This is a genomic window from Pseudomonas mandelii, from assembly GCF_006438925.1.
GTDB lineage: Bacteria > Pseudomonadota > Gammaproteobacteria > Pseudomonadales > Pseudomonadaceae > Aquipseudomonas > Aquipseudomonas mandelii_C.
Map to the genome: position 1 here is coordinate 1 of NZ_RCZA01000029.1, position 25,770 is coordinate 25,770.

A 25,770-nucleotide genomic window follows, 5' to 3' on the forward strand; every position below is an offset into this window, starting at 1 on the left:
GCGGGCGATCCGGGCTTCCAACTCCTGGATTTTCTGCTGTTCCGGTGTCAGCGCTTTGCTCTGCGGGGTGACGCCTTGGCGCTCCTGCTGAACCTGGTCGACCCAACGGCGCAGGGCCGATTCGCCGACGCCGAGTGAACGGCTGGCTTCGATGTAGCTGTAGTTTTGCTTGAGCACGAGGTCGGCAGCCTCGCGTTTGAATTCAGCAGAAAAGGAACGGCGTTGTTTGGTCATTTGACACCTCGATTTGGCGAGCATTTTCGCCTAAATGGGTGTCCGGTTTCATTAGACCACTACAGACTGAACCGTGAATTGAATTTGCTTCTCCCCCAACACCCACCTCCTCCGTCCCCTACTCTGACAAACACGATTAACGCAGTACCTGGGTCATGAGCAATGCTCCTAGTTTTTTCGTCTGGTTGCATTGGCTAGTCTTCCTGCAACCAGGCTAGGGTCGGAGAAGAGCAATGAAAGACGAGCTTCGCATGTTACTGAGAAAGCTTCGTGAGTCAGCAAAGATCAGTGTCGCGCTAGCGGCGAAGCGAGCATTTGTAGATGAGCGTACCTGGCGTTCCTGGGAAACCTTGAAGGGGGCAGCGTATGACCGCCAGCCATCCGAAAAAGCGCTATGGAGCTTTTTTCAACGCTCTGGAATCGAGATGCCTCAAGAGTTCAAGGCGCGAGCGGATGACAAACCACTAGGGAAGGTATTGTCGATTGCTAGCTACAAAGGCGGCGTTGGCAAATCCCCCATAACGATCAACGTTGCGGCACAGTTAGCGGAGCAAAACTTTAAGGTCGCGATTGTCACAGACGACGGCGTATTTCGAGGGATGTGCAATGACGGTCGAGGGCCGGCCCCTGGAACCCAAGTCAGCAAAATTGACTTCTATGATGAACTCGACCTTATAACCTCGCAGGCGGATCTCAAAAAAATGAAAAAAGAGATCCGCGACAACGTCACCCACCTGCCCATTGGAGAACAGCAGATGGGCAGATTTCTCTACGGCCATCTTATCAGGGCGGTTGAACGCAAGGCTCTAGCCACCGAACGGCTCAGCGACTTGATCATTCGGTACGACTACGTTTTTCTGGATATCAACGTGAAGACCGAACTGATACGCAGACACGCCGACTTGGTGGCGATTGTTTTGGACAGCAACTGCTACTACTCAATTCAGAGCGCCGAGGCGTTTCTCGCAGCTTTGAGAGCGATCAAGTGCCGCAAGGCAGCGCCGGCTTATTTCGGGCTAATTACCAACTGCGATGTGGGCGGGGTCAGCAGAGAACTGCAAGAATTCGTAGGCGACCTGCCCGGTTTGAGCGATGAGATTCGTGAAGACCTTCAGCAAGCCAAGCGCGAACATTACCTTCGCCGTGAGCGCCTTCATCAAATTATTCATGCGCTGGATTTGCCGATGCTGACAACTGAAATGACGGCATCTCACAAGATCGCGATCGAGCTTTACAATGAAAGTCGAGATTTTTTGGATGGATACTGCTATTTCCATTCGCTCATAGATGTAGCCCCGCACTCACATGCTGCCGGGGAAGTCCGACGGCTGACAGATGAGCTGATCAACTGTCGGATGTAAAGCACCGGGCGCGCTTACCGTCTTCTCAATCGGTTTCTCGTTTGCTGTGTCCGCTTACGTTGGTCACTTCGCCGGCCAGGGCAAGGAACTCGCGATGAAGGATATGCAGGACGCGATGGCCAAACTCAACAACGGCTCGATCAACCTGTCGCAGTACGTCGGATTGGTCGGGACGATGTCGGACTTCAAATTTGAATGGAAAGACATGCTGCCGTTCTCTGGCAGCATTTCCGTGTTCGCTGAGTACCGTCCCCGCAAAAGCCAGCTCATGGCCGTGCAGAAACAGATCGAGACCCAAATCGCTAGCCTTCCAACTCAAGAAGCGGAGACCCTCTTCCAACTCAAGGCCAGCTACCAGCAACAGATTCTAGTCATCGAGCGAGACTACGAACGGCAGCGACAAGAAATCACTCTCCAGGCAGGCGAGCGTTACCAAATGTTGAGCAAAGACCTGAGCACCCATTTAGAGCTCCAGTTCCTCATGTTCACACCCATCAAAAAGAACCTGCTGACAGAGCGCAAGGCGCTGCCATGGTAGAGGGGCCACAGGCGGCTCAACCGCCTTTATTCATGGCGAATTTGGCTAGCACTGTGGCGCTCGGCGCACTGGTACACATCTATGGGCCGCCATCTACCGACTAAAACGATGATCCCTACACCTTCCCGCCCAAGCCCTTGAGGGCTTGGAGCAAAGCGATGAAGGCTTCTTGCTGTTGCGCAGTGTCGCAACCGAAAGGATCTGTCGGACTGCCCATACCCGCCTGGGCGTAGAAGTCGTTTTTCGACGGAGAAGACGATGTGATATCACAATCCCCAGCAGAAAAACCGCATCGGCTTGTAGCCCTTTGGACGAGTGATAGGTCAGGAATTTGATCTTCTTGCTTCTCTTCTCTAACCCCACACGTTCAATGGTTTCAGCGAGTTTGTGCTTCGCATCAATTTTGAGGTCACAGCAGTTTGCTTCCCCCCCTGCACACATGGAGTTGCACGCGCTGATAGCCCAAGCAATTCAGTATTCGACACCAGTACTGGCATATTGGTACTATCACAAACGCACGGAGATGTGGAATACGTCTCTGCAAATTGTTTTACTCGGACGGAAATCAAATGGATTTACAAGCGTTAAAATCCTACATCGAAACAGCTTTTAAATTTGTCGGATGGCACCCCTCCGATAAACAACTTCAAGAAATCGCCAGACGGATTAGGACGAGTCAGCCTCTAACGCAAGAGGCGTTAGTCGAAATCGTTGAAGACGTCAGCCCACACCACACAGTCTGGGCAGTGGAAGGCATAGATAATACAGATCTAGATACCCTTTTAATGATGGCCACCAAGGCTTCCCAGCCAAAATGACTAATGAGATTGAAGTTTCGAGAATTGAGGCCAAGGTCAACGAGCTCAAAGAGGTATACCTTAACTACATCGAACCTCTGGCGCATGATGTTCTAGAAAATAATACGCCCCTTAAGGCCGGTCAATTTACAACTTGCCTGCGCCTTGGAAATGCCTACTTTAATGCACTTGAAAATTTTGTAGCCAACAGCGGTTTGCTTAGCGCCCACTTAAATGGGAAATGGGTAACTAATCTGGCAGAAACGTGCCATACCGCTTTGGTTAGCTATTACACCTACATCACATTCTTGCGAAGCCATTCTGAGTGTTTACGAGGCGCATTTGCAGAGCCGGATAAGCACGCTATGGCAGGCATGCAAAGAATGGTGAAGGAGTATTTAGATCCTAAAACCTTTGAAGCTCTATTCAAAAAATTCAGTGAAGCGAAGCTACCGATACAGGGGTTTACCGTGGAAGCACACGAAGATATAAAAACAATATCAAAGGCACAGCTTATTTCATGCACGGTGCTCGGGGCAGTAATATTGGCGATATCAATCTGCCTAAGCCTGTATGCTCCCAATCCAACTCCGTATCAAACCTTTGTTTTCCGGACTGTGTTGGCGGTCGGGCTATCAATGCTCATTGCGGGCGTACCTGGCTTTATAAATGTCAAATTTAAAGCCTCAGGCCTTGGACAGTATTTCAAGGCCGTCGCTGGCGGAGCGATTGCTGTCTTTCTGATTATCTACTTGGTCAACCCCGCAGAACTGACACAGAGTGCAACCCCATCGACGACTCAACCATCGAGTTTGACTGCTCCGAATAGTTAAATAAATAGTATTTTGAAATCCCCTTTGGCTACTTGAAGTTCGGCCAGGGGGATGTCGAAAATCCAGTCAAATTAACTTTTTAAGGAGCTTCTCTCAAAATGAGCAACCATAACCTCGCCCACTCATTAAAGATGAAATTTGGCTTAGCACCTGGCGAGCCAACAGACACTCAACTTGCGTGTATTCAAAGAGACATCCGACGGATCATAGACCAAGGCGAATGCCCGACACGCACAGACTGGGAAAGTGCGGTTTACCGGCACTGCAGAACAGCAGGATCCTGCAGCTATTCGGGGATAGACAACTCCGACCTAAATACCTTGCTCACCATGGCGACATTAAAACCATCACGGCAGTGAGACGGTCTCACCGCTCGACCGGCCACCCGCCCGCCCTGAAACGACAGTTGTGACCCAGAGCTTGATCAGGTTTCCACATGGGAAGGGTTGAGCCGACAAAAAATTAGGCCATTTAAGCGGAAAACGCCTCGACAGCCGCTCTGGCTTGCAAGGGAAGGTATTTAACGGTGTCAGCATGACGCCCCATCAAGGAAAGCAATTGGGCGTATTCTCTGCCGGTGCTGTATGAATGAACCAATAGATTTTGCTGAGCGATTCCTGTCGCATCGTAAAGTAACTCGGCATGTACCTCCCCAGCGCTACGCAATATAACTCGCCACATGAAGCGCGGGAGATCCGCATACAGACATTCTTCGGGATCCATCCCAATAATAACGTATTCGTTACGCACAGAAGTCTTATAGTCATTAACCGAAGTTAAATATATATCCCATTCCGCACGCTCAAGCAGATTGGTAAGTTCGCTTCGAGAGCGAATTGTTTCCAATGCGAAGTCCAGAGCCTTCATGGCATTATGAATGAGCGCAAAAGGGATTCTAATCTTGTGGTACAACGGCAGGAGGATAAAATCGGGGACAGCAAAGGTGAGCGGCGACCACGAGGTTTTCAATCCAATAGATGTCTGTTCTAGCTGCATCTGGTACGGGGTCGGCATACGACTCCACTCCATACGAGCAAATGGGCCGATCTGGTCGTCATGAACATACAACTTATCAATCTTGGCGGCTCGCAACCTGAATCCATTACCCGCCTGCGCATCCCCCTCCTCAAGCAGTCCGTCCTCACCTCCCAATATGGCACTCGCCGCTACCACCGAATCTTCACCTCGCAAGGAAAACCCCGTGATAGCCACCGCATGGGCTCCTATGTATTTTTCTTGGCCAGAATCGTAACTGGTGATGTGACAAGCCAAGAGCGATGGAATTTTTCCACGCAAATAAGCATAAGCAACGCTGTTAAGACTGTAGCTTGAACTTGCTCGCACCGCGAAAGGATCAAGATCGACCTGCTTGATTGCATGTGCCATTTGTTTAGCCGAGAGGCCAGAATTCGGAAAGGCCCGCGCCCCTGTAGACAACAGGTTCTCAGGCATAACTTCGTTCGCCCAATCGGTAATTTCAACCGGTGCCGGAATTGAATGCTGGAACAACTTACCCGTCCCGTGAAAACAAGTCCAAAGGGCGCTCGTCGCGCACGCAGCAACCACAGTATCCTGTTCCTGGTACGCCAAGCTGATGACCTCCAGCTCGATACCAAATAAATTCACCGGATATCCGCGTAGACTCGGAAACACACGACGACCGCTATCCGACCCATAGGTCTTCAGACAGGTGCGACCAATGATCGTCATCGGCAAAGGCCTTACCACGATAAAGCCGAGGTAAGCGGCTTTTAGATCCGCGTCAAGGAGATTATCAGGATTGTTAACAACCAGTTTCTGCAGATCTTCGTGACCAAATTTCTTATCGAAGAAATGCAGCCGCTTTGTCCGCCGAGAATAATCACTAAAACAACGATCATAATAAGCTGCATAATCCTGAAGATAATCCCTATCGACGTATGCGTGCTCTACAACAATCGTTTGTGCGTTTATTTCATCGAAATATTGTTCGAGGTAATTCCTGTGCCGCTTGCCTTGAACAGTTTCCAGCGTGGTAAATTTTGAGTCATCCACTAAACAACGGAGAAAATTCTCCGAGTTATACTGCCAAAGATCGAAATGCAAAACCCACCATCCATGTCCTGTAACTATATGGTACTGAGAGGCCTGTCGAGAGACTCGCGAGAAACTATGCAGTATCGGTCATACTCGGCATTCGAACGCGCCGCAGTTTCTAGGGCGGCACGAATGGCTTGTTGCGCCTCAGAAGAGTCGACCCAGCGAACAACAGAATCCGGCAGGGCCCGAGGAGCGCTGTGCGAATTAATGACCGCTTTAGATTTTGAAAAAATCGTCATAGTGCACCTAGATCTGTCCTAATTCACACTTTATCACCTTGAAAGCAACAACAGCAATATCAAATTGACAGCAATACTGACTCATGTCTCGACAACAGGATGTGAAGAAGTTGCTGGGGGAGCTTCTTGGGCAGCGTTTTTAGCGGACTATGTCAGTAAGCTGCTCAACTGGTCAAAAGCCGTAAAGAGACTGGTTACAAAAATGCGAGCATTCTGCGGCACCAATCAATTTGTCCAATGGCAGTATTTTAGCCCCCCCTACCTCAACCTCCATCCAGTACGAACGCTAGCGCGCACGATAGCCTTTCTCCGTACCTCTCGGGCAAGGCTCAAGAAACTTCGGATCGTGGGCTACGACGAAATCTACTCTCTACCATGCGTCTTAGATTAATGCAGCTCAGGATGGTCGCATTGATGGGTGATCTCTAAGTCACATTCCCCATGAACCGCACCTTCAGTGAATGCAAATATCAGTTTTGAAACGCAAGCCTCTCAACCAGATCAATTACATCCTTCCGATCCTTCCCTTTCAACAAATGAAAGCACTGCAGCAGATGCGCCGTATCGTCATCCTCACAATAAAAATACGACACCGGCAAATTCAGGACAGCAGCAATCTGCTTCACGATGCTTTCCCCAGGGTGGTGTACGCCTTTCTCGTACTGACTCATCCGCGCTGAGGCCGTGGCCGGCTCAATGCCCGCCTCTATGCCCAGACGTTCTTGCGAAAACCCTCGCGACTTGCGCGCCTCTCTCAAACGCCTGCTGAACGTCGTCATTTCTCTCGCCGCAAAAGGCTAAGAGATTCTTAGATTCGCTTTGACGACATACTAAGTATTCCTTAGTATTTGGCGGAAATATCCTTTTGCCATCACTCCAAACGCAAGGACAGGAATCAAGATGAAGGAAATGCAGATCGTAGACGGCCGGCTCGACGAAAAATCGCGAGGCTTCGGCGGCGACATGGTGAGCTACCACTTCTGGAAAATTGGCGGCAAGAAGCTCGAAAAGCTCGAAATTCCGGATGTCCTCGATGCCCATGTAAAGACAGGTAACACGATTCGAGCGACGTATCAGCCAGGCAAAGACGACATCAATCGCATCTGGGCCATTCAGCTCGACAATGAACCTGTCCGATCGGTTGTTACCCTTCCCTTCCTCGCGGTGTCCATTGGACGGCTCAGCATCCTGCCTCTGATGGTCGCCATTTTTACTATTTTCGTTGCCTACGGTTTCTGGGAAAACAGCTCTAACCACAGAAGCTTCTACGGATCGACCTATCAATTGGGCTGGCTCGCGCTCAATTTATTCGTCTGCTATCGCTACATGATTAAGCCAATATTGAGCACCACGCGCGGCATCAAGGCGTTTCGCGAATATTGCGCCAAGGCTCCGGCATCGACCTCGCCCGCAAGCTAAACAGAGCGGATTCCGGCAAGTCTCCTGAGAGTCAGAAAATGAATTACGTTGAGTTGATTCAGCGCCAAGCCGGGCTTGTATTTGGCAACAAAGAGAAAGCGGACGCTTGGCTGAGTCAGCCGAAAACCGCCTTCGATGGCAAAACACCGACAGAGCTCGCTCACAGTGAAGCTGGATACCTACTCGTGAAGGTTGTGCTTGAACGAATCAATCAAGGGTACGCCTGCTAATCACTAGCCCCTGTCCATGCCCACAGACTTAACATGATTGCTTTTGACCTCAATCAAAATGACAGCGAAGCCCTACTCCATCACGTTGATGAGTTCAGGCCCCAGTCAGGCGACGCTCGTGAAGACGCTCGATTGCGAGATGCGCTGCTCGAATTGCGTACCGCCTTGGTGTCGTATCTCGAAGAGCCCGAGGCTTTGGCTACCCCGGAACCAGGACGGTAAATTTAGGTAGAGATAGGAGTCCAAGCACATCATCATTTTGGAGTTTGTATGAGGATCACTACTCCCTTGGAAGGGCAGCTTTGGAGGTTGGCTGTGGCCACACTGGGGGCGGAACGCCTGGAGCAGTTGGTGGCTGAACTCCTTACGGGCTATGTGAGGACTCATAAGGTCAACATGTATGGGTTTCTGCGACTCGAATGGCTTGGCCACGAAGCTCTGGAAGCGCTACGCAGAGGCCAGCGCTTGGCGGGAGCGGAGTTGGGATTTTTTGGGGAAGACCCGACCAAAGTGGCGATTCTCCACTGTCATTCCAGCCATCTACTGCAAGCCATCGTCCAGGCTTTGCCCCCGGATGTGTTGCCAGAAAACTTGATTGAGTGGCGTATGCAACTCTATTTGAGGTTGTGATTTCTCGCCGTAAATCGCCGTGCCTGACAAGGGCAACACATAACGTACTTTCAGGCGTGCACCCCACACTCCAGCCGGCCTATCAGGTCAATGACAGTCAGGGCTTCAACACGCGTAAACCATCATTTCCAGCGGCGCTTTTGAATCAAGCCCAAGCGCGGGCGACCTCATCCGTTCTCTTGCAGCTTCAAGGTCGCCATCGAACAACGCATAGGCAATGCCCAGCGCGCTAACCAGACTACACAAACGTGGTGTTCAATCGCCCCGCCGCCGCTCTTCTCGAAAGCGTTGCTGGCGCTATCCACAGAGACTTGCGAAGCTCGCTCACAGGCACATCCAGGATATCTGCGAGCCGTTGATAAAAAGCGAAAGGCAGGCCCTGGTGAACCTTCTTGTGCAACTCAGCACCGCGTGCTGGTAATCCTATCATTGCCCATATGTTGGTTTGAACAGACACGACGGGGACGTCGAGGTGATTTCGGCGACCTTCGAAAAATTGCCACAAATAGCTTCTGCCTTGCCGCCTGCTTGCCGCAATAAATAATATTTATGAGCGATTAGAGGTTTTTTTCAAAAAATCGTCAATACTTTGCCGAGATAGCCAATTGCCACATCAGGGATGGTGAATATCGTGTCCTATAAAAATCGGATGATCGTCTTTTTGTGTATTGGGGTCGCTGGATGCACGACCTCACTGGAACATGAACGGATACAACCCGGGGCTCAGCCCACGAAACCTGGAATAACCTATTTTTTACCTAAACAACGCTACCTCGTAACCGCCACGTATGAATTGAAGAGTTGCCCTAATACCAATGCGGCAGTACCTGAACGGAATGTGCGGTTGGTAATTGCTCAAACCGCAACTGTAACAGAGCTCACTATCGCGGACGAAACTGAAAAATACTCCATTCCGCTGGACACACTAACGTCCGGATGGAAGACCACATCATTGGTTGCAACTTTTTATGACAATCAAACACTTCATACACTCAACACAACAGTGGAGGACAAGACAGCCGCTGTGGTCAAGGCCGTGGTTTCCACGGCACTCAGCACGGCAAGAATTGTTACGGGAATACCAGCGGCGTCGGGAGAGCCCTCTCTATGTCACGATTACGTATACAAGGCCCTGCGTACTATTAACGAGGGCACGACCAAGCTAATGGATCAGTCCCTGGATGAGAAAACTCGCGCCAACTGGGTTGCGAGCATCACGCACGCCAAGTCAATTCTGAAGTTCTCGGAAACGTATGTATTTGACCCGGACAAGAACAACAAGGCTATATCAATATCCCTGCGAGACAGTTACATCGAAAGCTGGATCGCCAATTTCTCAGAAATCAATGCCGCTCCGCAGGAAGACAAACAGCGATTCCAAAGGTTATTGACGACTGGAATACAGCTATCAGCACCGCCCCCAGTTGCAGCATTGCCTCCTAGCGAACTTACCGAAAAGGGAATCATTTACAGGGAGCCCATCAATGCCACGATCAAGGTTAGCGCAGGGGCCTATGATGACTCCAAATCGGAAACCATTGCGACCTACAGCACCCAGATTGCGCAGTTGGGCCGTTATGCCATTCTCCCTTTGAAGAACAGGCCCTTTGAGAAAAATAACATTGCGGTATCGTTTGCCCCCAATGGGCGACTGGAAAGTGCGACCTATGGAGCCGAAAGTCGGTTTGAGAAAATCGCGACAACGGTTTCTGAGTCGGCAACTGCCTATGAAGGCTATGCCAGTAAAAAACGCAGTACTGAGGCAGCTGAGGACGCCGCAGACGCCAGCGCACCTTTGCAGACTGTAAAAACCGAGACAGAAATGCTAAACGCCAAAGCCGACAAAATTGAGGCTGAACGCAGGCTTACCGGGTTGGGCGGCCAATGAATCCGGGGCCACTTCTCTGCTTGGTAATGATTTTGTCTGGATGCCAAGCCATTCAAAGCACACCGGTGGTGACCCCACCGGTTCCTGGCAACGATGTGGTCGGTCGTGTATTGATTGAGAGATTGCAACAAAGAGGATCCCTCTCAAAAGACGATTCCAAAGTCATCACCACCGCAGCCGCGCTAAATCCTGGGCTGTTGGTAGGCGCTACAAACAAGGCGCTGGGAATGAACACGGCGACCGTATTCTTGTCCCGGGCAAGCGATGAAGATATCGCCACTTTTCGTACAGACCTGCTCAATAGAGCAGCCTTGCAGGCAATAAACTCAGGCATTGTGACCTCCCCGCCTACACTTAAGGATGAAATCAAACCAGCCCTAGGGAAAATTGCTTATGCCGATATGCCCTCTGTGGTAATACCTGAGAAATTGAGCAGTGACATTTATAAAATACTACTCAATCAAGTATTCATAGCTAACCCCGCGTGCGATCAAAGGATAGCGTTGCTGGATAGATCAACGCCAACTAGATGCCAAGAGATTGAGTGGGACAGAAAACAATTTGTGTCTGTGCTAAAAATTGAAATTTCTCCACGCTCAAAGTGCACTGGGGTTTTCATAGGGGGTGGCAAAATTTTAACGGCTGCGCACTGCGTGATCGACAGCACTGGTCGACGTGATCGCCGCATAGACTCGTCTCTAATCAAAGTCCTTTCACCAAGCGGCAAACGCCTTTCGCTGGTGTCTGCGCCCATGGTTCCAGACGAAGTTTTGAATTCTGATTGCTCATCGAAATGCGGGGACAATGATTATGACTTTGCTGTTCTCAAAGTCGCCGAGACCGACACAACAGCATGGACACCTGTTGCCAATTTGACCAATGTCTCCTCCCCAGGCAGCAGAAGGATAACGATCGCAGGCTATGGTGAAAGTAACTATAGCGGCGGACAACCCGATGGCTTACTCATTGGCCCCTTGACGGTTAATCTCTCGGCACCACGACAATCGTTCGTTTGGGATTTTGATGCAGTGGCAAACCCCATTGGCAGCTCCTTTTGCAGGGGTGACAGTGGAGGGCCTATATTTGATGGCGAGCCGATGAAAGTCGGTATCCCTCTCCAGTTGATTGGCTTAATTAGCCGCTACGTTTCATCCAGTAACACGTGCCTGATGGCGCAGGCCTATGCAGTCAACTTTAGCCAGCCGGGGCCTAAAAAGAAGCTATGCAGTTTTATCGGTTCTGAAAGTTCTTTTTGTGCGCCTTGACCCCATCAGAAGGGCTAATTGCTGCTCGAAGTGCAGCTTTCATTGGCAAAGACCCCTCTGCTCAGCATGATCGTCTAGACCCAGCTTCAATATTTTCGCCGAGCCTGAGAGGCATTTACTGAGGAAACCCTACGCGCAACCAAGATATGCTTGTGAATTTCCGATTCTGGACAGTTTGGCCCGCCCCGGATGGATACACATCGCTGGATGTCGTATAGCGGGTAGCCGCCCTACGATCAAGCGGGCCATCGGGCACACGACTGAGTGCCGTGTCCTGGAGTAATGAAGCCCACGTGAAATTCAGAGATTCAACTGACAACCGCCCCCTTGGGGCCACTGGCAATAAGTGCGGCACCACAGGCGGTTTTCATGCCGTCCAGAGCGATGGGCGTGCCATCGACGGTGTAGGTGCTACTGCCCTCGGCAATAGGGAAAACGCCTTTGCACAACGGGCAACTGACCTTGTGACCGACCCCGGCAATCGGTTTTCCGTTGAGGTCGGTTTGGGAGAAGGCTTCGAGCACCTTGCCACCGTGGGTGGTAGAGTCGCCCAAGCGAATTGCGTCTTTCATGTTGTCACTCCTTTGGCCAGGTTATTCAGCCATCCAGACATCTTCATACCCTTGGGTATCGATGATGAATTTTGCGAATGTTGGCAGGCATATATACTTGATGACTAGAGGCAGCATTTCACTCACATGATGAACGTGAATCGGCTGGTAAAAATCAGTCGCTGCTGAATATTCACCGCAGTGAATGAACCAACTGACATCTCCCCCTTCCGGCAGCTCCATTCGGGTGCCGTAGACAGGTGTTTTCCCGAGCGACTCGATGTCGATAGCAACCATCTCTTCGGGTGGAAATACTGCCATCCCGTACTTTTCGCAGGTCGCTCTCTGCGCGGCGTTGGGATATACCCGTTCATGTTCGCTCACAGCCACTCCTTCTTGTCGATCCGATGCCATTCGATTGCGGACTTGGGATCGTCAGTCTTCAAGCCACCAGTTCAAAAGCGTCTCGTCATCATCGTCATCCAGATTTTGATAGATGTTCGCGTAATACCATTGAATCCCGGTTCTATCGCGAAACCGATCAAAAAACTCATTGATCTTGTCCATCCCGTTGCCCGCAGGTACGGCCAACGAAAGATTTCCCTGAAACACACCATCCAGCGTGCCACCTAGGTCGCATCCGACATCGCTTTCAAGCCCGGCGATATCCTCAGCAGGGATATGGTCGGCGTAGATGTGGATGCAGAAATTGCCGCCTCGCTCAAGAACTACCGCATGAGTGTTTCTGTCCTCGATGGAGATGACGTCTCCTCGGGCCATATTGAGCGCCAGACCTGGTGAGGACAGCAGCTCATAGGTTTCAGTATCCAACTGACGAGCCGGGAGTTCCTCGAATACTGGATTTTCGTCGCTGGTGCCTGCAAATACTTCAATCAGCATAAAGCTTAAGAACCGATGTACTTGTAATAAAGAGAAAGCTGCGAATCTGTTTCCGATACCTCCACATGGAGTATCGCTTCGCTGGGTTCTCCGTCAGCAAAAAGAATACATTCCAACCCAAGCGAACCATCGTCTGTTTCGTAAATATCAACAAACGGCCGTTTCTTTCCACGCGACTCAAAAGCCTCCATCTCGGGACAGATTGAAACCTTTGTACCTCTATCAAAGTAATCGTCAATGGCTTCGTAAATTTCGTCAGCCACTGCGGTAGAAATCCCGAAATCGCGTTGCAGTGCCTGAGAATCACGCTGGTTGATCGTAATGACGAGCTGCTTGACCTTCACGTAGGCTCGCAGTCCGTAAGCAAGCTGCCCGGAGTTCACTGATGATTGCAAACGCGTCAACCCTTCACACTCAAATTGGCTTGATGGCCGACCAAAGCACGTTTTCCAAAGGCGTAAAATTTACTCCTTTAATATCTTTTGCAAGCTCTTTGAATTTGCGCGAGCAAATAAGTGTATTACTTCCTGAAATCAACCCCTTGAATTTGAACAGATCACGCTTGAAGTCGGGAGGTAATACCAATTTCTTGAACCTGAAAATCAACCCATCCTCTTCTATGAAAGTAGAAGCAGGATCGGTCTCCGAGCGCGCATCCAGCTCTTCAAAAAGTACGGTATTGTAGCTTTTTGATGAAATAGTTTCCCCACCTTTGGAAACCACTTGAATAGGCACCGCGTCAGTAACACCTACGTCCAGCTCGCTACAAACAGACATGAAATCATCACTGACTATGTAGAAACGCGCCACACTGCGTATATCGAAATCATAGAACTTATCTTTAGAAATAAGCACCATACCTTCTGGATAGGGCGTGTGCGTTTTGTAATGAATCTTCTCCGCATACCACGGAAAAAATCCATACTCGACACCTTTGGTATCTGAGTAAAATTTATCGTAAAGATCTGCCTGTAAGAAGCCAGCCGGGCAACCAGGTTCTTCCTTTTGAGAAAGCACGTAATATTCCATAAACACTTCTCCCTGCTTATCTAAGTCGGCGTTGTGTTGTGCCGGGCACCGAAAGGCTTGCTCTTAATCTTGTCTGTATCGCGGATATCTGAGCTCGCGCTTGCGATTCGTCGATGACACCAGCCTCATATTTGCTCCTGACGGTCGTTACCATGTTGTTAACCATCGGGCTATAGACCTTACCATGCGATCCACAATGGTAAAAAACGCGCTTGGTTTTCTTCGCCTGATCCGCACTGTCAGGCATCAACAGGCCGTTTTCCTTTTTATCCCGTTCTCCGCCCATCCCGATATCCGAGAAGAAGCTGGCTTGCTGTCCCCACACTTCCTCGGGGATGAGGTGATGCGCCTGCATTTTGTCATGGGCTTTGCCACCCAATGCCCGATTGAGCGTGCTACTGCACAGCCCATTCGGATCGACCCACTGGGTCGGGCTGATCACATACTGATAGAAGTTGATACCGCCGGCGTATCCGATTGGATCGCGAGACACAAAGCGACCGACGCCAGGGTCGTAGTACCGATGGCGGTTGTAATGCAGTCCAGTCTCATGATCGTGATACTGGCCCTGGAAGCGGATCGGGTTATTCAACCCTTGTTGCTGGGCCGAGGATGAGCGTTGTTCAATCGCTTGTCCCCACACCCTGTACTGCGCGCTCCATGCCATTTCACCCTGCTGGTCGGTAAGTTCTTGTGGCGTGCCGAGGTGATCGCACTGATACCACGCAATCGCATCAAACGGTTGAGGAACAGGCGCGTGATTCCACAGCGGATCCTCGTCCGGTGTGTAAACATCACCGTAAATGGGTTGAGGCACTAAACGAATAGGCTGGTGACTTAGCGCCTGTACCACTGGATTGAATGTACCGGGCTCAAATACGTAATGAACAGTGCGTCCGGTATCACCATCCAGCTGAGCGGGACTGCTCTCCCACGCCAGATTGTCACCGTCCCAACCGAACATCGTGAAGCCGCAACCATACTCACGTTGTTTGCGTGCATGTTCATTGCGATTCCACAGAGATCCGGCCTCTGGACGATGCTTATAGTGCGCTCGGGAGTTTTTGTGCAGGCGGCGACCGAGTGGGTCGTAGGCATAATCCACTGCCAGACGGTCATCTTCGAAATGCACCAGGCGATCGAACAGATCCCATCGCATCTCGCACACACTGCCATTACTCCAACGCTTGACCTGATTTCCGCGCTCGTCGTACTCGTAGTGCGTGCCTGCGTACTCACGCAACAAGTTATCGAGAAGTTTGCTGCGCACGGGTTCCTGATCCAGGGGCCGGCGGATATCAAAGGCTTTTTCATCCAGAAGGTTTCCGGCTGGATCGAAAGCAAATGTTTCGACCCCAAGCCGCGTGACGGTACTGATTAAACGACCTACAGGATCATAGCGATAGGACAGTGGGCCTCGACGACTATCATTGATATCCGTCAGTTGACCGGCAGCATCGTATTTGTAGTCGCGCTTGAGCAGCACGGACTTGTCATCGCCACGCTCCAGCATCTGCTCTTGCAGTCGTCCGGCGGGATCCCATTTCTGCGTTTGCAGCAGGCGGTTACCCTGATGACGGGCGACTTCACGATGTAAGTCATCGCGCTCGAAACCGGCCAACTCATGATCGTCCAGACGCAAGCCCAGTAAGTGCCCGCTACCGTAAGTCAGCCAGCTGACACGATGTCCATCGGGGCGAACGGTGGCAACCCGTTGATTGAGAGCATCGTACTCGTGCTGCCATACGGCGACCATCGGGCTTTCCAGGCCCAGATAATGTTGGTGTTCACGCAGTATGTTGCCCGCCGGATCATGAAACCACTGCAGGCGGCTGTCGGCATTGCAAGCCATGATCAGTTTGCTATTGCCGTCGTAATTGAACGTTTCGCTCTGCTGCTGTTCACCCAAAATAGCTCGACGTTCAACCAAACGATTCATTGAGTCAAAACGAACCTCGACGCAATGCTCTCCGTTGTAGATTTTCGCAAGTCGACCGGTTTCGGGTTCATACAAGTATCGGGTTGAGTGCCCATCAAAAGCTGTTTCTTCCAGCAAGCGGCCGACCGGGTCATAGTTGAAGTGGGCACGCCGCTCATTCTCGTTTTCCAGCGCAACCAGACGACCGAGCTTGTCCCAGCGATAACGAACGGCATGCTCCAGCGCATCGACCCGCTCGGCAATCAATCCTGCCGCGCTGTACTTCCATGTCGTGCAACGATCTAGACCATCGACATGAGCCAGCAAACGGCCTTCCGCATCGCGCTCAAAACGCTCTTCGGTCTTGTCCGGATGCTTGATCAACATCAGTTGCCCGGCTTTGTACTCGTACTCGGTGCTCTGGCCGGCGGCATCTGTGAAGCAAACCATTTGCCCGCGTTCGTTGTACTTCCAGGCACTGGTCTTGCCTGAACAGTCGACGTACTCCACCAGTTGCCCGGAAGTGTTATAGGAAAGTTTCTTTTCATTGCCGTTGGCATCTTTGACTGCGGTTGGCATCCCGGCCGGGTTGTAAGCGTATTCAGTCTTGTTACCCAGTGGATCGACGCTCTCAACAAGATTGCCTGAGTCGTCATAGGCTCTTGTCCACTGCCCCCCCTCGGCATCGCTGATCTTGATCAGTTGATCGTGATCGTCGTAGGCAAAGTGCACTACCGTGTCATCTGTACGGATATGTTCGAGAAGGTTGCTTCGTTCGTCATAGCTGTATCGATCCGAGCGACCATCGGCACGGACGTGACGGATTACGTTCTTGGCGTCATCACGGAAAAACCAATCGGAACGATCATCTGCGTGCCGGATGAGGTAGGTATAACCAAGGCTGTCAAAGTAGTGCCAGGTTTCGTGACCGAGCGCGTCAGTGACATACACCAGACGAATGTTTTCATCCCATTCCAGACGCGTATCGAAACTGCCGTCGTCAGCCCACTCGCGAACAGCCTTGGCATCGGTACCGTAGCCTTGCCATTGCAAATTCATACCCCGGCCAGTGCGGTCGGTGTAACGGGTGATCAGGTGATGTTGATACTGATAACGCCAAGCAGCACCATTTTCATCTTGTGCCTGTACCAGATCGCCCGCCGAATCGTAGACATAGGAGCACAGCTGACGCAGGGGTTCCCCGTCACGAATTTCCCAGAGACCGGTCAAACGTCCTTGTTCATCAATCATTGTCCCGAGATGCAGATGTACTTTGCTCAGATCCCCCTCATAGGTAATCAGGTCGGACAGAACAGTCCGATTACCGTGGCGGTGTTCGTAATGCAACATGATGCCGGCGCCGCTTCGCAACTCCACACCGGCCAGCAAAAACTGCTGGCCACGACGTACGTAGGTTTCCTTGCGTTCAAAACCACGGCAGAGCAATAGTTTGTCGTCGCTTACCCGGACAACAGTGAGATTTTCAATGGCGTCATAGTGAAACAGGTCGACTTTGGGCAACGGAAAGTCATGGCTGCGACCATCCGCATCATGGAACTGCAAGGCACCGTCGATGAGGTCGAATCGTGTTGTGAATGAAGTGATCCATCGTGCACCCAAGTCGCCTTGGTCATAAGCACCCAGATCCGAGCTGTAAATACGCGTCCACTCGATCGGGAACGGGCCGGCCAGATTGAAATCCGTGTGAGCAATACTTTCAGAACCGATTGCAAAGCTGATGCTGTCGCAAGTACCTGGACAGGTACCATTTTTTTCAGCATTAGGCTTTTTCTTCGCCGGTACTTCAGTCTTCCTGACTTCGGTTCTGCCCTCGCCCGCCCGATGCTTGGCCTGGCTCGTTCCGCCGACCTTCACGTGACCAGCGACACCACGCCTGTTACGCAGACTCCAGGCTTCGACAGCCTTGGCCAATACGATCAGGAGCGCACCGATAGAAAACGGCATGTTCGGATTGCTTAGTTTTTTCAGTTGAGTCCGTAATTCCGGCCCCATGGCAACCAATTTGGTCGTCTGATCGTGAACCAGTTTCTTGGCTTCGTTAGGCAACAGATGCTTTGCAGCGCTATTGACTACGCCTTTTCCGGCCGCCTTATAGACGTCCCAGGCAGCATCGAAAATATTGCTGATGGCCTTGCCGGGATCGTGCAGGAGTTGTCCTCCCACACCGCCCATTCTCTTCTCTGCTCGATTGAGGTCAGCACCCGCATCAAGATCAGCGTCGACAACAGCGTTCAGTCCCTTGGCAATCTGCGTCAGGAACTCTTCACCTTTTTGTCCAGCTTTATCCAGCAGATCCGGCAAGGAGGATTGAGCCGTCTTAACGAAGTTATCAATCTCACCAACAATGGTCGCGTTCAAGTGACCGGCAATCACGTTGATCAACGCATCGCCCAAGAGAGCCTTGCCAGCGACCTTCATTTCCTGCCTTACCAGATAAAGCGTCGGTCGAAGGCTCATGCGTGCGGCAGCCATATTCGCGGGTACAGGAATTACACCGATAAGGTCGATGCCAAGGCTGACCCAATCCAGCGGATCACGCTTTTCACTCCGAGATAAAACGGCGATGTCATTCAAGACATCGACCAGCGCCATGATATTGCCGACTACCGGCAGGGCTCCGGCGAAATACTTGATCCGCTCAAGCGTTACATAACCACCACTGACTTCCTGCAGCCATGCATCGAACTTGGCAGCATCGCGTCCGACATCCGCTACTTGAATCTGATTGAGCGGTACGACCGCGACTTGGGACTCTCGGTTTTGAGTTGCGCTTGCGGTAGTCATGACAGCATCTCACTTGCGATCAGCCCAGGAGTTTTGAACGAAGGTTTAGGCAACGTTGGCGCCGGCAAACTCGGCAACTTGCCCGCCTTGCTCGCCGCCCCGAGGATCCCAGACGCACTCGGCATGGCTGCGCTCGCCAGTTTCGGCAGCCCGGCTACCCCGCCCTGCACTGCGCCTTTCACTTGCTGCGCCGTTTGCATCGCGCCCTGCGCGGTCTGCATCGCACTCATCCCGGTCTGCGCCAGATCCTTGCCCTGCTCCAGCACGTCCCAGTTCTTGCTTGGCAGCACTTGCGCCACCATGGCTTGCACCTGGCTTGGCACGTCATCGGCGCCCGGTGGGTTCAGCGGCCATTCGGGTTTGCCGATGTAGCTGCCGTCGCTCCAGGTATCCGCCGGATCCTTGCCGAACAACACGCGGGCCGGGCCCGGTGCGGCGCCGGAGACATTGGCAAAGCCCTTCGCATCGAGCTTGCCCTTGATGCTCTTGCCCAGGGCGTCGATGACTTCGTAATCGCCTTCTTTGATGCCCTGGCGCCCGGCGTACTGGTTGAACAGTTCGAGGTTGCCTTTGCCCGGCTTCGGCGGCTCCGGGAATACCCCAGCCAGGCTCTTGGCGCCGGTGTAGGCGAAGTTGGCCGCGTGGGCGGTGTAAGGCCCGCTGGTAGCGTGGGTGATACCACCAGCGTTGTAGGTCGTGGCGCTGCCACCGCCCTGGATCACCAGTTCGGTCTTGGCGGTGATGGTAATGCGGTCGGCATTGGCGGTGATGTTGAGCTTGGCCAGCAGGTTGATACTGTCCTTCAGCGCCCGCACGTCGATGTCGCCGGACGCCGCGACCAGGCGCCAGCCCATGCTCTGCACGAACAGGCGCATGCCGCGACTGGCGCTGGCCAGCAGGCGTTTGCCGATCGACAGACTGGTGTGACCGGTACTGCTCAGCGCCAGGTGTTCGCCAGTGGCGATGTGGCTGGAGCGCGGCGTGGTCAGGGCGATGCCGGCCGGGCTGGCCAGTACAAGATGCGGTTCGGTGAATTCCGGGAACTCGTTGGCAGTCATGTTCGCCGGGCCGCTGCCGAGCACGCCTTGGTGCTGGGCGTGCAGCGCCTTGGCCACGTCATCCTGATCGCCCGCTTCCTGGGCTTGCAGTTCCTTGGCCTGTACCGCGAACCCGTCCTGCTGATCGCTGGCCGTGGCCAGGCGCTCGGCGGTTTCCGGCAGATCCTTATGGTGTTTGGATTCGTTCGGACGCGGCTCGGTGGTGATCAGCAAACCGGCACCGGCACGCACCGCACCATGGCGGTCGGTGCGCAGCTCGAAACCTTCACCGCGCGGCTGGCCACCGCTTGGACGCGGATGGGTGAGGTAACCGAGATTGATCGCACTCGCACCGTGATCACTGCGCAGCGCAATGCTGATCTCGCTGGTAGTGTCATCGATGCGCAGTTCGTTGGCGCGACTGCCCTTGTATTCCTTGCTCTTGACCGTGGCGAGGGTCTTGAAGTCGGGCAGTTTGTACGGTGGCAGGTTCGCGCCGTGGTACAGGCAACCGGTGATCAGCGGCTGGTCGGGATCGCCTTCGAGGAAGGTAATCAGCACTTCCATGCCAACGCGCGGAATGTTGATCGAACCAAAGGTTTCGGCAGCCCAACTGGAGGCCACGCGCATCCAGCAGGTGGTCTTGTCGTCGTGTTGGCCTTCGCGATCCCAGAAGAACTGCACCTTCACCCGACCGTACTGGTCGCAGAAGATCTCCTCGCCTTCCGGGCCGGTGACCACGGCGCTTTGCGAACCAAGAACTTTCGGTTTCGGGTGATCCAGCGGCGGGCGGTACGGCACGTCCCACGGGATCGCGTTGAAACGGTTGCGATAGCCCTGGTGGAAATCGTCCTTCAGGTCGGTGGTGTCGCTGGTCACCGACTCTTCCAGCACTTGCGGCTGCTTGCCTTCGTGGAAGATTTCGGTGAGCAGCCAGAGATCGTTCCACGTCGGATTGGCGTGGTCGGTCAGGGCGAGAAAGTGGCCGGTGACCAGGATCGGTTGATCGCTGTTGCCCTCGGCCAGACGGTAGTCGCTGCGGTGGCGTTCCAACGCACGGTTGGCCAGGTGGCGGCCACGCTCGCGATCCACGAAACGGCCTGGGTAGTCGTAATCTTCCAGATCCGGTTTAGCGCTGCTCTTGGCATCGCTTTCCAGCTCGATCTTCGGTTTGACGAAATCGTAATCACGCCGCGTGGTACGGCTGGTGCGCGTGACGAGGCGCAGGCCGAAACGCTTGACCACCGGTTTGTCCGCCACCAGGCCCGAGTCCTGCTGATAGGCAACAGGCGCCAGTTTCGGGAACACCGTCTGGTCATCGCCGAAAGTCAGTTTGTGGCCGCTGGCGGTGTGCTGGAAGTGATAATGGATACCCTCCTCCTCGCACAGGCGCTGGACGAAGTGCAGATCCGTCTCGTCGTACTGCACGCAGTAGATGCGTTCCGGATATACCGCGCTCAGTTGAAAGTGGTAATCACTGGCCAGGATGCCGTGTTCTTCAAGCATCTGGCTGATGATTTGCTGCACGGTCTTCTGCTGGAAAATGCGCTGGTTGACCCGATGCGCGAGGTACGCCAGTTGCGGGCGCAGAGAGATCCTATAACGGGTCAGACGCTTGCCCGCCTCGCCCTGGGCGATGCTGTAGACCAGTCCGTGAATGCCCGTACCGCTCGGCGAGAGCTGAAGGAACGCCAGTTTGTGCAGCACGCTTTCGAGGTTGATCGAGGCCTTTTCACTGACCAATTCCAACTCGAATTCAAAGGGGGTGTTGAGTGCCTCTCGACCGGTGAACGACAGCACCTGGAAATCGCTGTCGGCGCCATCGATGGTCAGATTGAAATGAGGCTGGTTGGCCGGTGAGAACATCCCTTGTTCCTCGCGCAATGCTGCAACGCGCGCCGATCCCACAAGATGTGGCGCACGCAAAAAATTCAGTAGGTCAAAGCCGCCTCAACCAGCCGCGCTGGCCGAGACGGTAAAACAATCAGCCGTAATTAAACGACTGGAACACGCCAGTCATCGGAGCCCGAAGTACCGGAGACTTCGTGAGTCCAGGTGATTTTGCGGTAGGTGAACTGCACTTCTTCCAGGTGCGTGAAGTGCGAGTTGCCCGGATCCTGGCAGTTGTGCATTTTGTTGTTGATGGCGACGATGATCGCGTCTTCCAGTTTGGTGGTGTAGTAGTGCTCTTGGGTACCTTGAGCCGAAGTGCGGTACCACTGGATAACGATTTCGCTCATGCGCTCGCCGGAGGTCAGCGCCGCTTGCAGCAGTGGCGAAGCCTTGTCGTATACCTTGGTAATCACGACTGGCTTGTGTACACGCTGACCGGTCGGTTGGCCGGACTGTGGGTCACGCGGGATGATCACGTCGTGGCTGAAAGCCTGAACCATGACCTGGTCTTCATGACCTTCCTGGTAGGTGTTGCCAACGGAGTCGGCGGTGAATGCGCCGGCAGTGATCAGACCTTGTTTTTCGCCAGTGACGGACATGTACGCCGGTGTTGCCATGAGTGCTCTCCTTGCTGATGGATGGGGGTGCTGGTAGGTGGGATTACCTGACAGACTGCCAATTGCGATCAAGAAGTGCGCCAATTTTTATAAAACCCTTATAAACCAATGGCTTGCTGATGTTTTTCCGTACAAACAGCGAAATTGGCGAAAGAACCTATAAAAAAGTGCGCAAGAAGTTGCGCAGTGGTGTGCAAGAAGTTGCGCACTTGGCTGAAAGCCTTGAAATACTTGGGGTGTAGCGATTTATTGAGGGAAAATGCCGGGGCAAGTGCGCAAGAAGTTGCGCACTTCCGAAGTGACCTGTCGACTCTTCTCGCGTATGGCAAAAATCCTAACGAAGATGGTCAATGGCTACCTGATGACGTGGCTGTTTCCGGGCGAAGCTACTTTTTGTTGTGACTACAACCCCAAGCGCGACTCAAGGAATTTAACAACAAGCGTCCATGCATTGTTCGTTAATTCAGCAGCGTTAGGTGCCCGCCTAGGCACCTGAAGATTTGACTCAGTATCGTCGTGCGATCAGCCAAGATCTCGACAGTCCGATCTTTACGATTTATCCACATTCTTATACTGCTACGCTGTCCTTTTTCCATGGAGGAAATCGCGATGCCGAACTCAGATCTGCTCCCATCCCTGCTATTCAAGATCAACGAAAACCAGCAAGCCCTTGAAGCTGCCATCATGGAACTGACACTCTGGGTCGAGCAGCGTGGATCGGGTGAGGTTGGAGGCAACGTGCGCGGTGCGCTGGACACGATCAGAAAAAATGAAGAGTTCATCAACATGACGCTTGCGGTGCTCAGAACACCTGAGTGATCTGGTCGCCCCCTCACAATGGATGATGCGAGTCGAGTAGGTGAATCAGTCGTGGTTCAATTGAGGTCTCAAGTGCTTCAAGTAGAGCTGGAGTCACCGGCAGCTTAAGGCGTCACCGCCCAGCACTACCTGGATTGAAATAAAGCTGTTCATCGCGCCCCCCAATTCGCGGCTTAGGCGAACGAGCTTAAAAGTGATGGACGCGGATTATGCGAGCTTGATGGCTCCGCCTTGGATATCGTCCCGTGCCATTCGCAAGTCATTGGCGTCTTGGTTGAGCCGATGAATCAAGTTCAGCAATCGTTGGCGCAACACCTCATCTTGGAGCTGCTCAGCAGCACGCATCACATCAAGCGCCGCTGCCTCATTGTGGGTGGCAACGGCGTCGAGCAGTTTGCGCATGCTTCTTGATGGTCGATTCATCTCCAACTCCTTGGATTTCAGTGACGCGAATCATATGGCCAGAATGTTTCGTCAGTATCTCAGCTGCACGAACTGGCTTGAATCACCGGCTCCGGCTCATTTGATGCTAGCTGGAGGGATAACCTGAGGGGTCGATTAAGGATCATGCCCATTCATGCGGGCTGACTGAATCAAGCTCATGATCGCAGCTGCCCGCTTACCGCTGCGTAGCGACCCGGCGAACAACCAGTTCGAGCGTCCAAGTGCCCACGGCCCTGCTGCAACCCAAATGAGCGAATTTACCCCTTATCTCGGCATAACCCCCAAGAGATCCAGCGGCTTGCCAAACGAAAAGTCAGGCACTAAGGTAGCGCCCTCTAACGACTGGCGCCGGACTTTGGGTGAGCGGTAACGGCTACAGACAAAAAATCAGATGGCAGCGCACCCTCCTTTGGCGAGTACTTCACCGCACAAAGATAGCGCTGTCTCACTATCAAGGTGCCTGAGGCTCGATAGAGTTTTCCTTGAAAGTAACAATCACAAGAAAGAGGAAGCCCGTGATGACGAACGCTAGTGCTAGCGCGACTGTCACCCACAGTTTGGCAACACCCCACACCCAACGGATGAGCACCTACGTGTTCGCGCTGTTTTTCATTCTCGGCAGCATCACCAGCCTTAACGATGTCCTGGTGCCAAAACTCAAGCACCTCTTCAGCCTCAGCTATACCGAGGCCATGCTTGTGCAGTCGTCATTCTTTTTTGCCTATTTCATTTTCGCCATACCCGCAGGCCTGCTCATTTCGCGAATCGGCTACATGAGAGCGGCCGTCCTCGGGTTGCTGCTGATGGCTGGTGGATGCCTGCTCTTCATTCCTGCCACCCAGTCCGCATTGTTTCCAGCCTTCCTCGGAGCCCTCTTTGTGCTTGCGATTGGCGTGACAACCGTTCAGGTCGTTGCGAACCCGCTGCTTTCACTGCTCGGAACCGCCGCAATGGCCCCCAGCCGCCTCACCCTCGGCCATGCGTTCAATTCGCTGGGAACCACGGTCGCGCCCTACCTGGGTGCCATACTGATCCTAGGCTCCCTCAATGCGGTAGATACCTCCGCATTGTCGCCAGCAGAACTGACGTCCTTCCTGTCGCAGGAAGCCAGCGTGATCAGCAACACCTATGCAAGCATTACGCTCTTCATCTGCATCGTCGCCTTGATCGTCTGGCTGAAAAGAAATGAGCTGCAACCGTCAACAAGACCTGAACGTCTCAATCCACTCGCTGCGCTCGACCTTCTAAAGCAGCCGCGCTTTGCACTCGGCACCGTTTGCATATTTCTCTATGTCGGCGCCGAAGTCACGATTGGCAGCCTCATCACCGACTACCTCATGCTGCCGACAACCCTGGCCCTTCCCGCCGAAGCCGCAGGCAAGCATGTTGCCTTCTATTGGGGTGGCGCCCTGGTTGGCCGCTTTATCGGCTCGGCGCTGATGCGCACTTTCGCGCCCGGGAAACTGCTGGCCTTTGCCGCCACGGCAGTCATTGTGCTGTTGACGATCTCTGCCACCACACAAGGCGTTGTTGCCGGATGGTCGCTGCTGGCTGTCGGGCTGTTCAACTCCATCATGTTTCCGACGATCTTTACCCTTGCGACCGCAGGGCTCGGTCATCGCGCGGCGGAAGGTTCGGGCCTGTTCTGTTGCGCCATTGTTGGCGGGGCATTTATTCCGCCATTGACAGGTTATGCGGCCGACCTCTCGACGCTCGCGATGGCATTGAGCGTGCCAGCGACCTGTTATGCCGGCATCGCAATCTACGGTTGGTATGCCCGCGCTCCGAAACACTAGCATTCCCTGGCGCGCGGCTAGCCCATTGGTAGAAGCTAACGATCAGATTCAACCGCTTGTTCACCGTGCCAGAATCATCGAGACCACCGGGCTGGAGGATGGCAATAAGCGATTCATGGTTGTTGATCTCGTCGAAGGAAGCTCAGCTAACGTATGCGATCCATGAACCCCACATACCCAAAGATATTTACCTCGTTTACCGTGGCATTTCTGGCGAGCAGTTCCACGGCAGTAAGGCTTCAAAGTCCTCTACCGACTCCGCATGCGGCAACCGCTCCAGTACATGGCGCAGCCACGTATAGGGCTCCTGGCCGTTGACCTTGGCGGTCTCGACCAGGCTGTAGATCTGAGCACTGGCCGTGGCGCCCTTGGGTGTATCACTGAACAGCCATGCCTTGCGCCCGATCACAAACGGTTTAATTGCACGCTCTGCCGGGTTGTTGTCGAT

26 protein-coding genes and 1 pseudogene are annotated in these 25,770 nt (G+C 53.1%); 12 read left to right on the top strand and 15 right to left on the bottom strand.

The window, feature by feature from the left end:
• On the bottom strand, positions 1 to 234 hold a 234-nt coding region (locus EAH74_RS32390; protein WP_140684424.1), incomplete at its 3' end, for a transposase.
• Between the two features lie 233 nt (positions 235 to 467).
• Here EAH74_RS32390 and EAH74_RS32395 point away from each other — a divergent pair.
• From EAH74_RS32395 to EAH74_RS32410, 4 genes are all read left to right on the top strand, one after another.
• Positions 468 to 1,595 carry a ParA family protein gene (locus EAH74_RS32395; RefSeq protein ID WP_140684426.1) on the top strand — a complete coding sequence of 376 codons (1,128 nt, stop codon included), beginning with the start codon at positions 468 to 470 and terminating at the stop codon, positions 1,593 to 1,595.
• 94 nt (positions 1,596 to 1,689) lie between these two features.
• Positions 1,690 to 2,133, top strand: a complete 444-nt coding sequence (locus EAH74_RS32400) for a hypothetical protein (protein WP_240050597.1) — start codon at positions 1,690 to 1,692, stop codon at positions 2,131 to 2,133.
• Between the two features lie 569 nt (positions 2,134 to 2,702).
• The gene (locus EAH74_RS32405; RefSeq protein WP_140684428.1) at positions 2,703 to 2,951 is read left to right on the top strand and encodes a hypothetical protein; all 249 of its coding nucleotides are present in this window, start codon (positions 2,703 to 2,705) and stop codon (positions 2,949 to 2,951) included.
• Complete coding sequence (locus EAH74_RS32410; RefSeq protein WP_140684429.1) at positions 2,948 to 3,763, top strand: hypothetical protein; 816 nt, start codon at positions 2,948 to 2,950, stop codon at positions 3,761 to 3,763. Before EAH74_RS32405 ends, EAH74_RS32410 begins: the two co-directional genes overlap by 4 nt.
• A gap of 471 nt (positions 3,764 to 4,234) precedes the next feature.
• Here EAH74_RS32410 and EAH74_RS32415 read toward each other — a convergent pair whose 3' ends face one another.
• Complete coding sequence (locus tag EAH74_RS32415) at positions 4,235 to 5,848, bottom strand: hypothetical protein (RefSeq protein WP_140684431.1); 1,614 nt, start codon at positions 5,846 to 5,848, stop codon at positions 4,235 to 4,237.
• Between the two features lie 703 nt (positions 5,849 to 6,551).
• Positions 6,552 to 6,860, bottom strand: coding sequence for a helix-turn-helix domain-containing protein (locus tag EAH74_RS32420; RefSeq protein WP_140684433.1), 309 nt, complete (start codon positions 6,858 to 6,860; stop codon positions 6,552 to 6,554).
• A 121-nt stretch (positions 6,861 to 6,981) separates the two neighbouring features.
• On the opposite strand from EAH74_RS32420, the gene EAH74_RS32425 reads away from it, so the two are divergent.
• The 4 genes from EAH74_RS32425 to EAH74_RS32440 are packed head-to-tail and all read left to right on the top strand — an operon-like array spanning position 6,982 to position 8,360.
• Complete coding sequence (locus EAH74_RS32425; RefSeq protein WP_140684435.1) at positions 6,982 to 7,500, top strand: hypothetical protein; 519 nt, start codon at positions 6,982 to 6,984, stop codon at positions 7,498 to 7,500.
• 38 nt (positions 7,501 to 7,538) lie between these two features.
• The gene (locus EAH74_RS32430) at positions 7,539 to 7,730 is read left to right on the top strand and encodes an MbcA/ParS/Xre antitoxin family protein (protein ID WP_140684437.1); all 192 of its coding nucleotides are present in this window, start codon (positions 7,539 to 7,541) and stop codon (positions 7,728 to 7,730) included.
• A gap of 33 nt (positions 7,731 to 7,763) precedes the next feature.
• Positions 7,764 to 7,952, top strand: a complete 189-nt coding sequence (locus EAH74_RS32435; protein WP_140684439.1) for a hypothetical protein — start codon at positions 7,764 to 7,766, stop codon at positions 7,950 to 7,952.
• 48 nt (positions 7,953 to 8,000) lie between these two features.
• Positions 8,001 to 8,360, top strand: coding sequence for a hypothetical protein (locus EAH74_RS32440; protein ID WP_140684441.1), 360 nt, complete (start codon positions 8,001 to 8,003; stop codon positions 8,358 to 8,360).
• 238 nt (positions 8,361 to 8,598) lie between these two features.
• On the opposite strand, the gene EAH74_RS34045 is transcribed toward EAH74_RS32440, so the two are convergent.
• A complete protein-coding gene (locus EAH74_RS34045; RefSeq protein ID WP_430539821.1) occupies positions 8,599 to 8,790 on the bottom strand; it encodes an antitoxin Xre-like helix-turn-helix domain-containing protein in 192 nt (63 codons plus the stop codon).
• A 201-nt stretch (positions 8,791 to 8,991) separates the two neighbouring features.
• Between EAH74_RS34045 and EAH74_RS32450 the strand changes: the two genes are divergently transcribed.
• A complete protein-coding gene (locus tag EAH74_RS32450; protein WP_140684443.1) occupies positions 8,992 to 10,248 on the top strand; it encodes a hypothetical protein in 1,257 nt (418 codons plus the stop codon).
• A complete protein-coding gene (locus EAH74_RS32455) occupies positions 10,245 to 11,513 on the top strand; it encodes a trypsin-like serine protease (RefSeq protein WP_140684445.1) in 1,269 nt (422 codons plus the stop codon). Before EAH74_RS32450 ends, EAH74_RS32455 begins: the two co-directional genes overlap by 4 nt.
• 308 nt (positions 11,514 to 11,821) lie before the next feature.
• Here the strand turns inward: EAH74_RS32455 and EAH74_RS32460 are convergent, their stop codons facing one another.
• From EAH74_RS32460 to EAH74_RS32495, 8 genes are all read right to left on the bottom strand, one after another.
• A complete protein-coding gene (locus EAH74_RS32460; protein WP_108225915.1) occupies positions 11,822 to 12,085 on the bottom strand; it encodes a PAAR domain-containing protein in 264 nt (87 codons plus the stop codon).
• A gap of 21 nt (positions 12,086 to 12,106) precedes the next feature.
• Entirely contained in the window at positions 12,107 to 12,448 is a 342-nt protein-coding gene (locus tag EAH74_RS32465; protein WP_240050598.1) for an immunity protein Imm33 domain-containing protein, read from the bottom strand.
• A gap of 51 nt (positions 12,449 to 12,499) precedes the next feature.
• Positions 12,500 to 12,964, bottom strand: a complete 465-nt coding sequence (locus tag EAH74_RS32470) for a DUF4265 domain-containing protein (RefSeq protein ID WP_140684447.1) — start codon at positions 12,962 to 12,964, stop codon at positions 12,500 to 12,502.
• A gap of 5 nt (positions 12,965 to 12,969) precedes the next feature.
• Complete coding sequence (locus tag EAH74_RS32475; protein WP_240050599.1) at positions 12,970 to 13,368, bottom strand: DUF7668 domain-containing protein; 399 nt, start codon at positions 13,366 to 13,368, stop codon at positions 12,970 to 12,972.
• A 10-nt stretch (positions 13,369 to 13,378) separates the two neighbouring features.
• Complete coding sequence (locus EAH74_RS32480; protein WP_140684449.1) at positions 13,379 to 13,993, bottom strand: Imm43 family immunity protein; 615 nt, start codon at positions 13,991 to 13,993, stop codon at positions 13,379 to 13,381.
• A 16-nt stretch (positions 13,994 to 14,009) separates the two neighbouring features.
• Positions 14,010 to 18,716, bottom strand: a complete 4,707-nt coding sequence (locus tag EAH74_RS32485; protein ID WP_140684451.1) for an RHS repeat-associated core domain-containing protein — start codon at positions 18,714 to 18,716, stop codon at positions 14,010 to 14,012.
• On the bottom strand, positions 18,713 to 21,619 hold the full coding sequence (locus EAH74_RS32490) for a type VI secretion system tip protein VgrG (RefSeq protein WP_140684453.1): 2,907 nt from the start codon (positions 21,617 to 21,619) through the stop codon (positions 18,713 to 18,715). Before EAH74_RS32490 ends, EAH74_RS32485 begins: the two co-directional genes overlap by 4 nt.
• Positions 21,620 to 21,747: 128 nt before the next feature.
• On the bottom strand, positions 21,748 to 22,263 hold the full coding sequence (locus tag EAH74_RS32495; RefSeq protein ID WP_140684455.1) for an Hcp family type VI secretion system effector: 516 nt from the start codon (positions 22,261 to 22,263) through the stop codon (positions 21,748 to 21,750).
• A gap of 609 nt (positions 22,264 to 22,872) precedes the next feature.
• Between EAH74_RS32495 and EAH74_RS32500 the strand changes: the two genes are divergently transcribed.
• On the top strand, positions 22,873 to 23,082 hold the full coding sequence (locus EAH74_RS32500) for a hypothetical protein (protein WP_140684457.1): 210 nt from the start codon (positions 22,873 to 22,875) through the stop codon (positions 23,080 to 23,082).
• 13 nt (positions 23,083 to 23,095) lie between these two features.
• Here EAH74_RS32500 and EAH74_RS33565 read toward each other — a convergent pair.
• Both EAH74_RS33565 and EAH74_RS32510 read right to left on the bottom strand, forming a co-directional pair.
• Positions 23,096 to 23,263, bottom strand: a pseudogene (locus EAH74_RS33565) (metallophosphoesterase family protein); the annotation flags it as partial.
• 26 nt (positions 23,264 to 23,289) lie between these two features.
• Positions 23,290 to 23,505 carry a hypothetical protein gene (locus tag EAH74_RS32510; protein ID WP_140684459.1) on the bottom strand — a complete coding sequence of 72 codons (216 nt, stop codon included), beginning with the start codon at positions 23,503 to 23,505 and terminating at the stop codon, positions 23,290 to 23,292.
• Positions 23,506 to 24,044: 539 nt separating this feature from the next.
• On the opposite strand from EAH74_RS32510, the gene EAH74_RS32520 reads away from it, so the two are divergent.
• The gene (locus EAH74_RS32520) at positions 24,045 to 25,322 is read left to right on the top strand and encodes a sugar MFS transporter (protein WP_140684461.1); all 1,278 of its coding nucleotides are present in this window, start codon (positions 24,045 to 24,047) and stop codon (positions 25,320 to 25,322) included.
• Between the two features lie 196 nt (positions 25,323 to 25,518).
• Here EAH74_RS32520 and EAH74_RS32525 read toward each other — a convergent pair.
• Positions 25,519 to 25,770 (bottom strand): transposase domain-containing protein (locus EAH74_RS32525; RefSeq protein ID WP_140681767.1); only part of this gene is annotated, 252 nt, incomplete at its 5' end.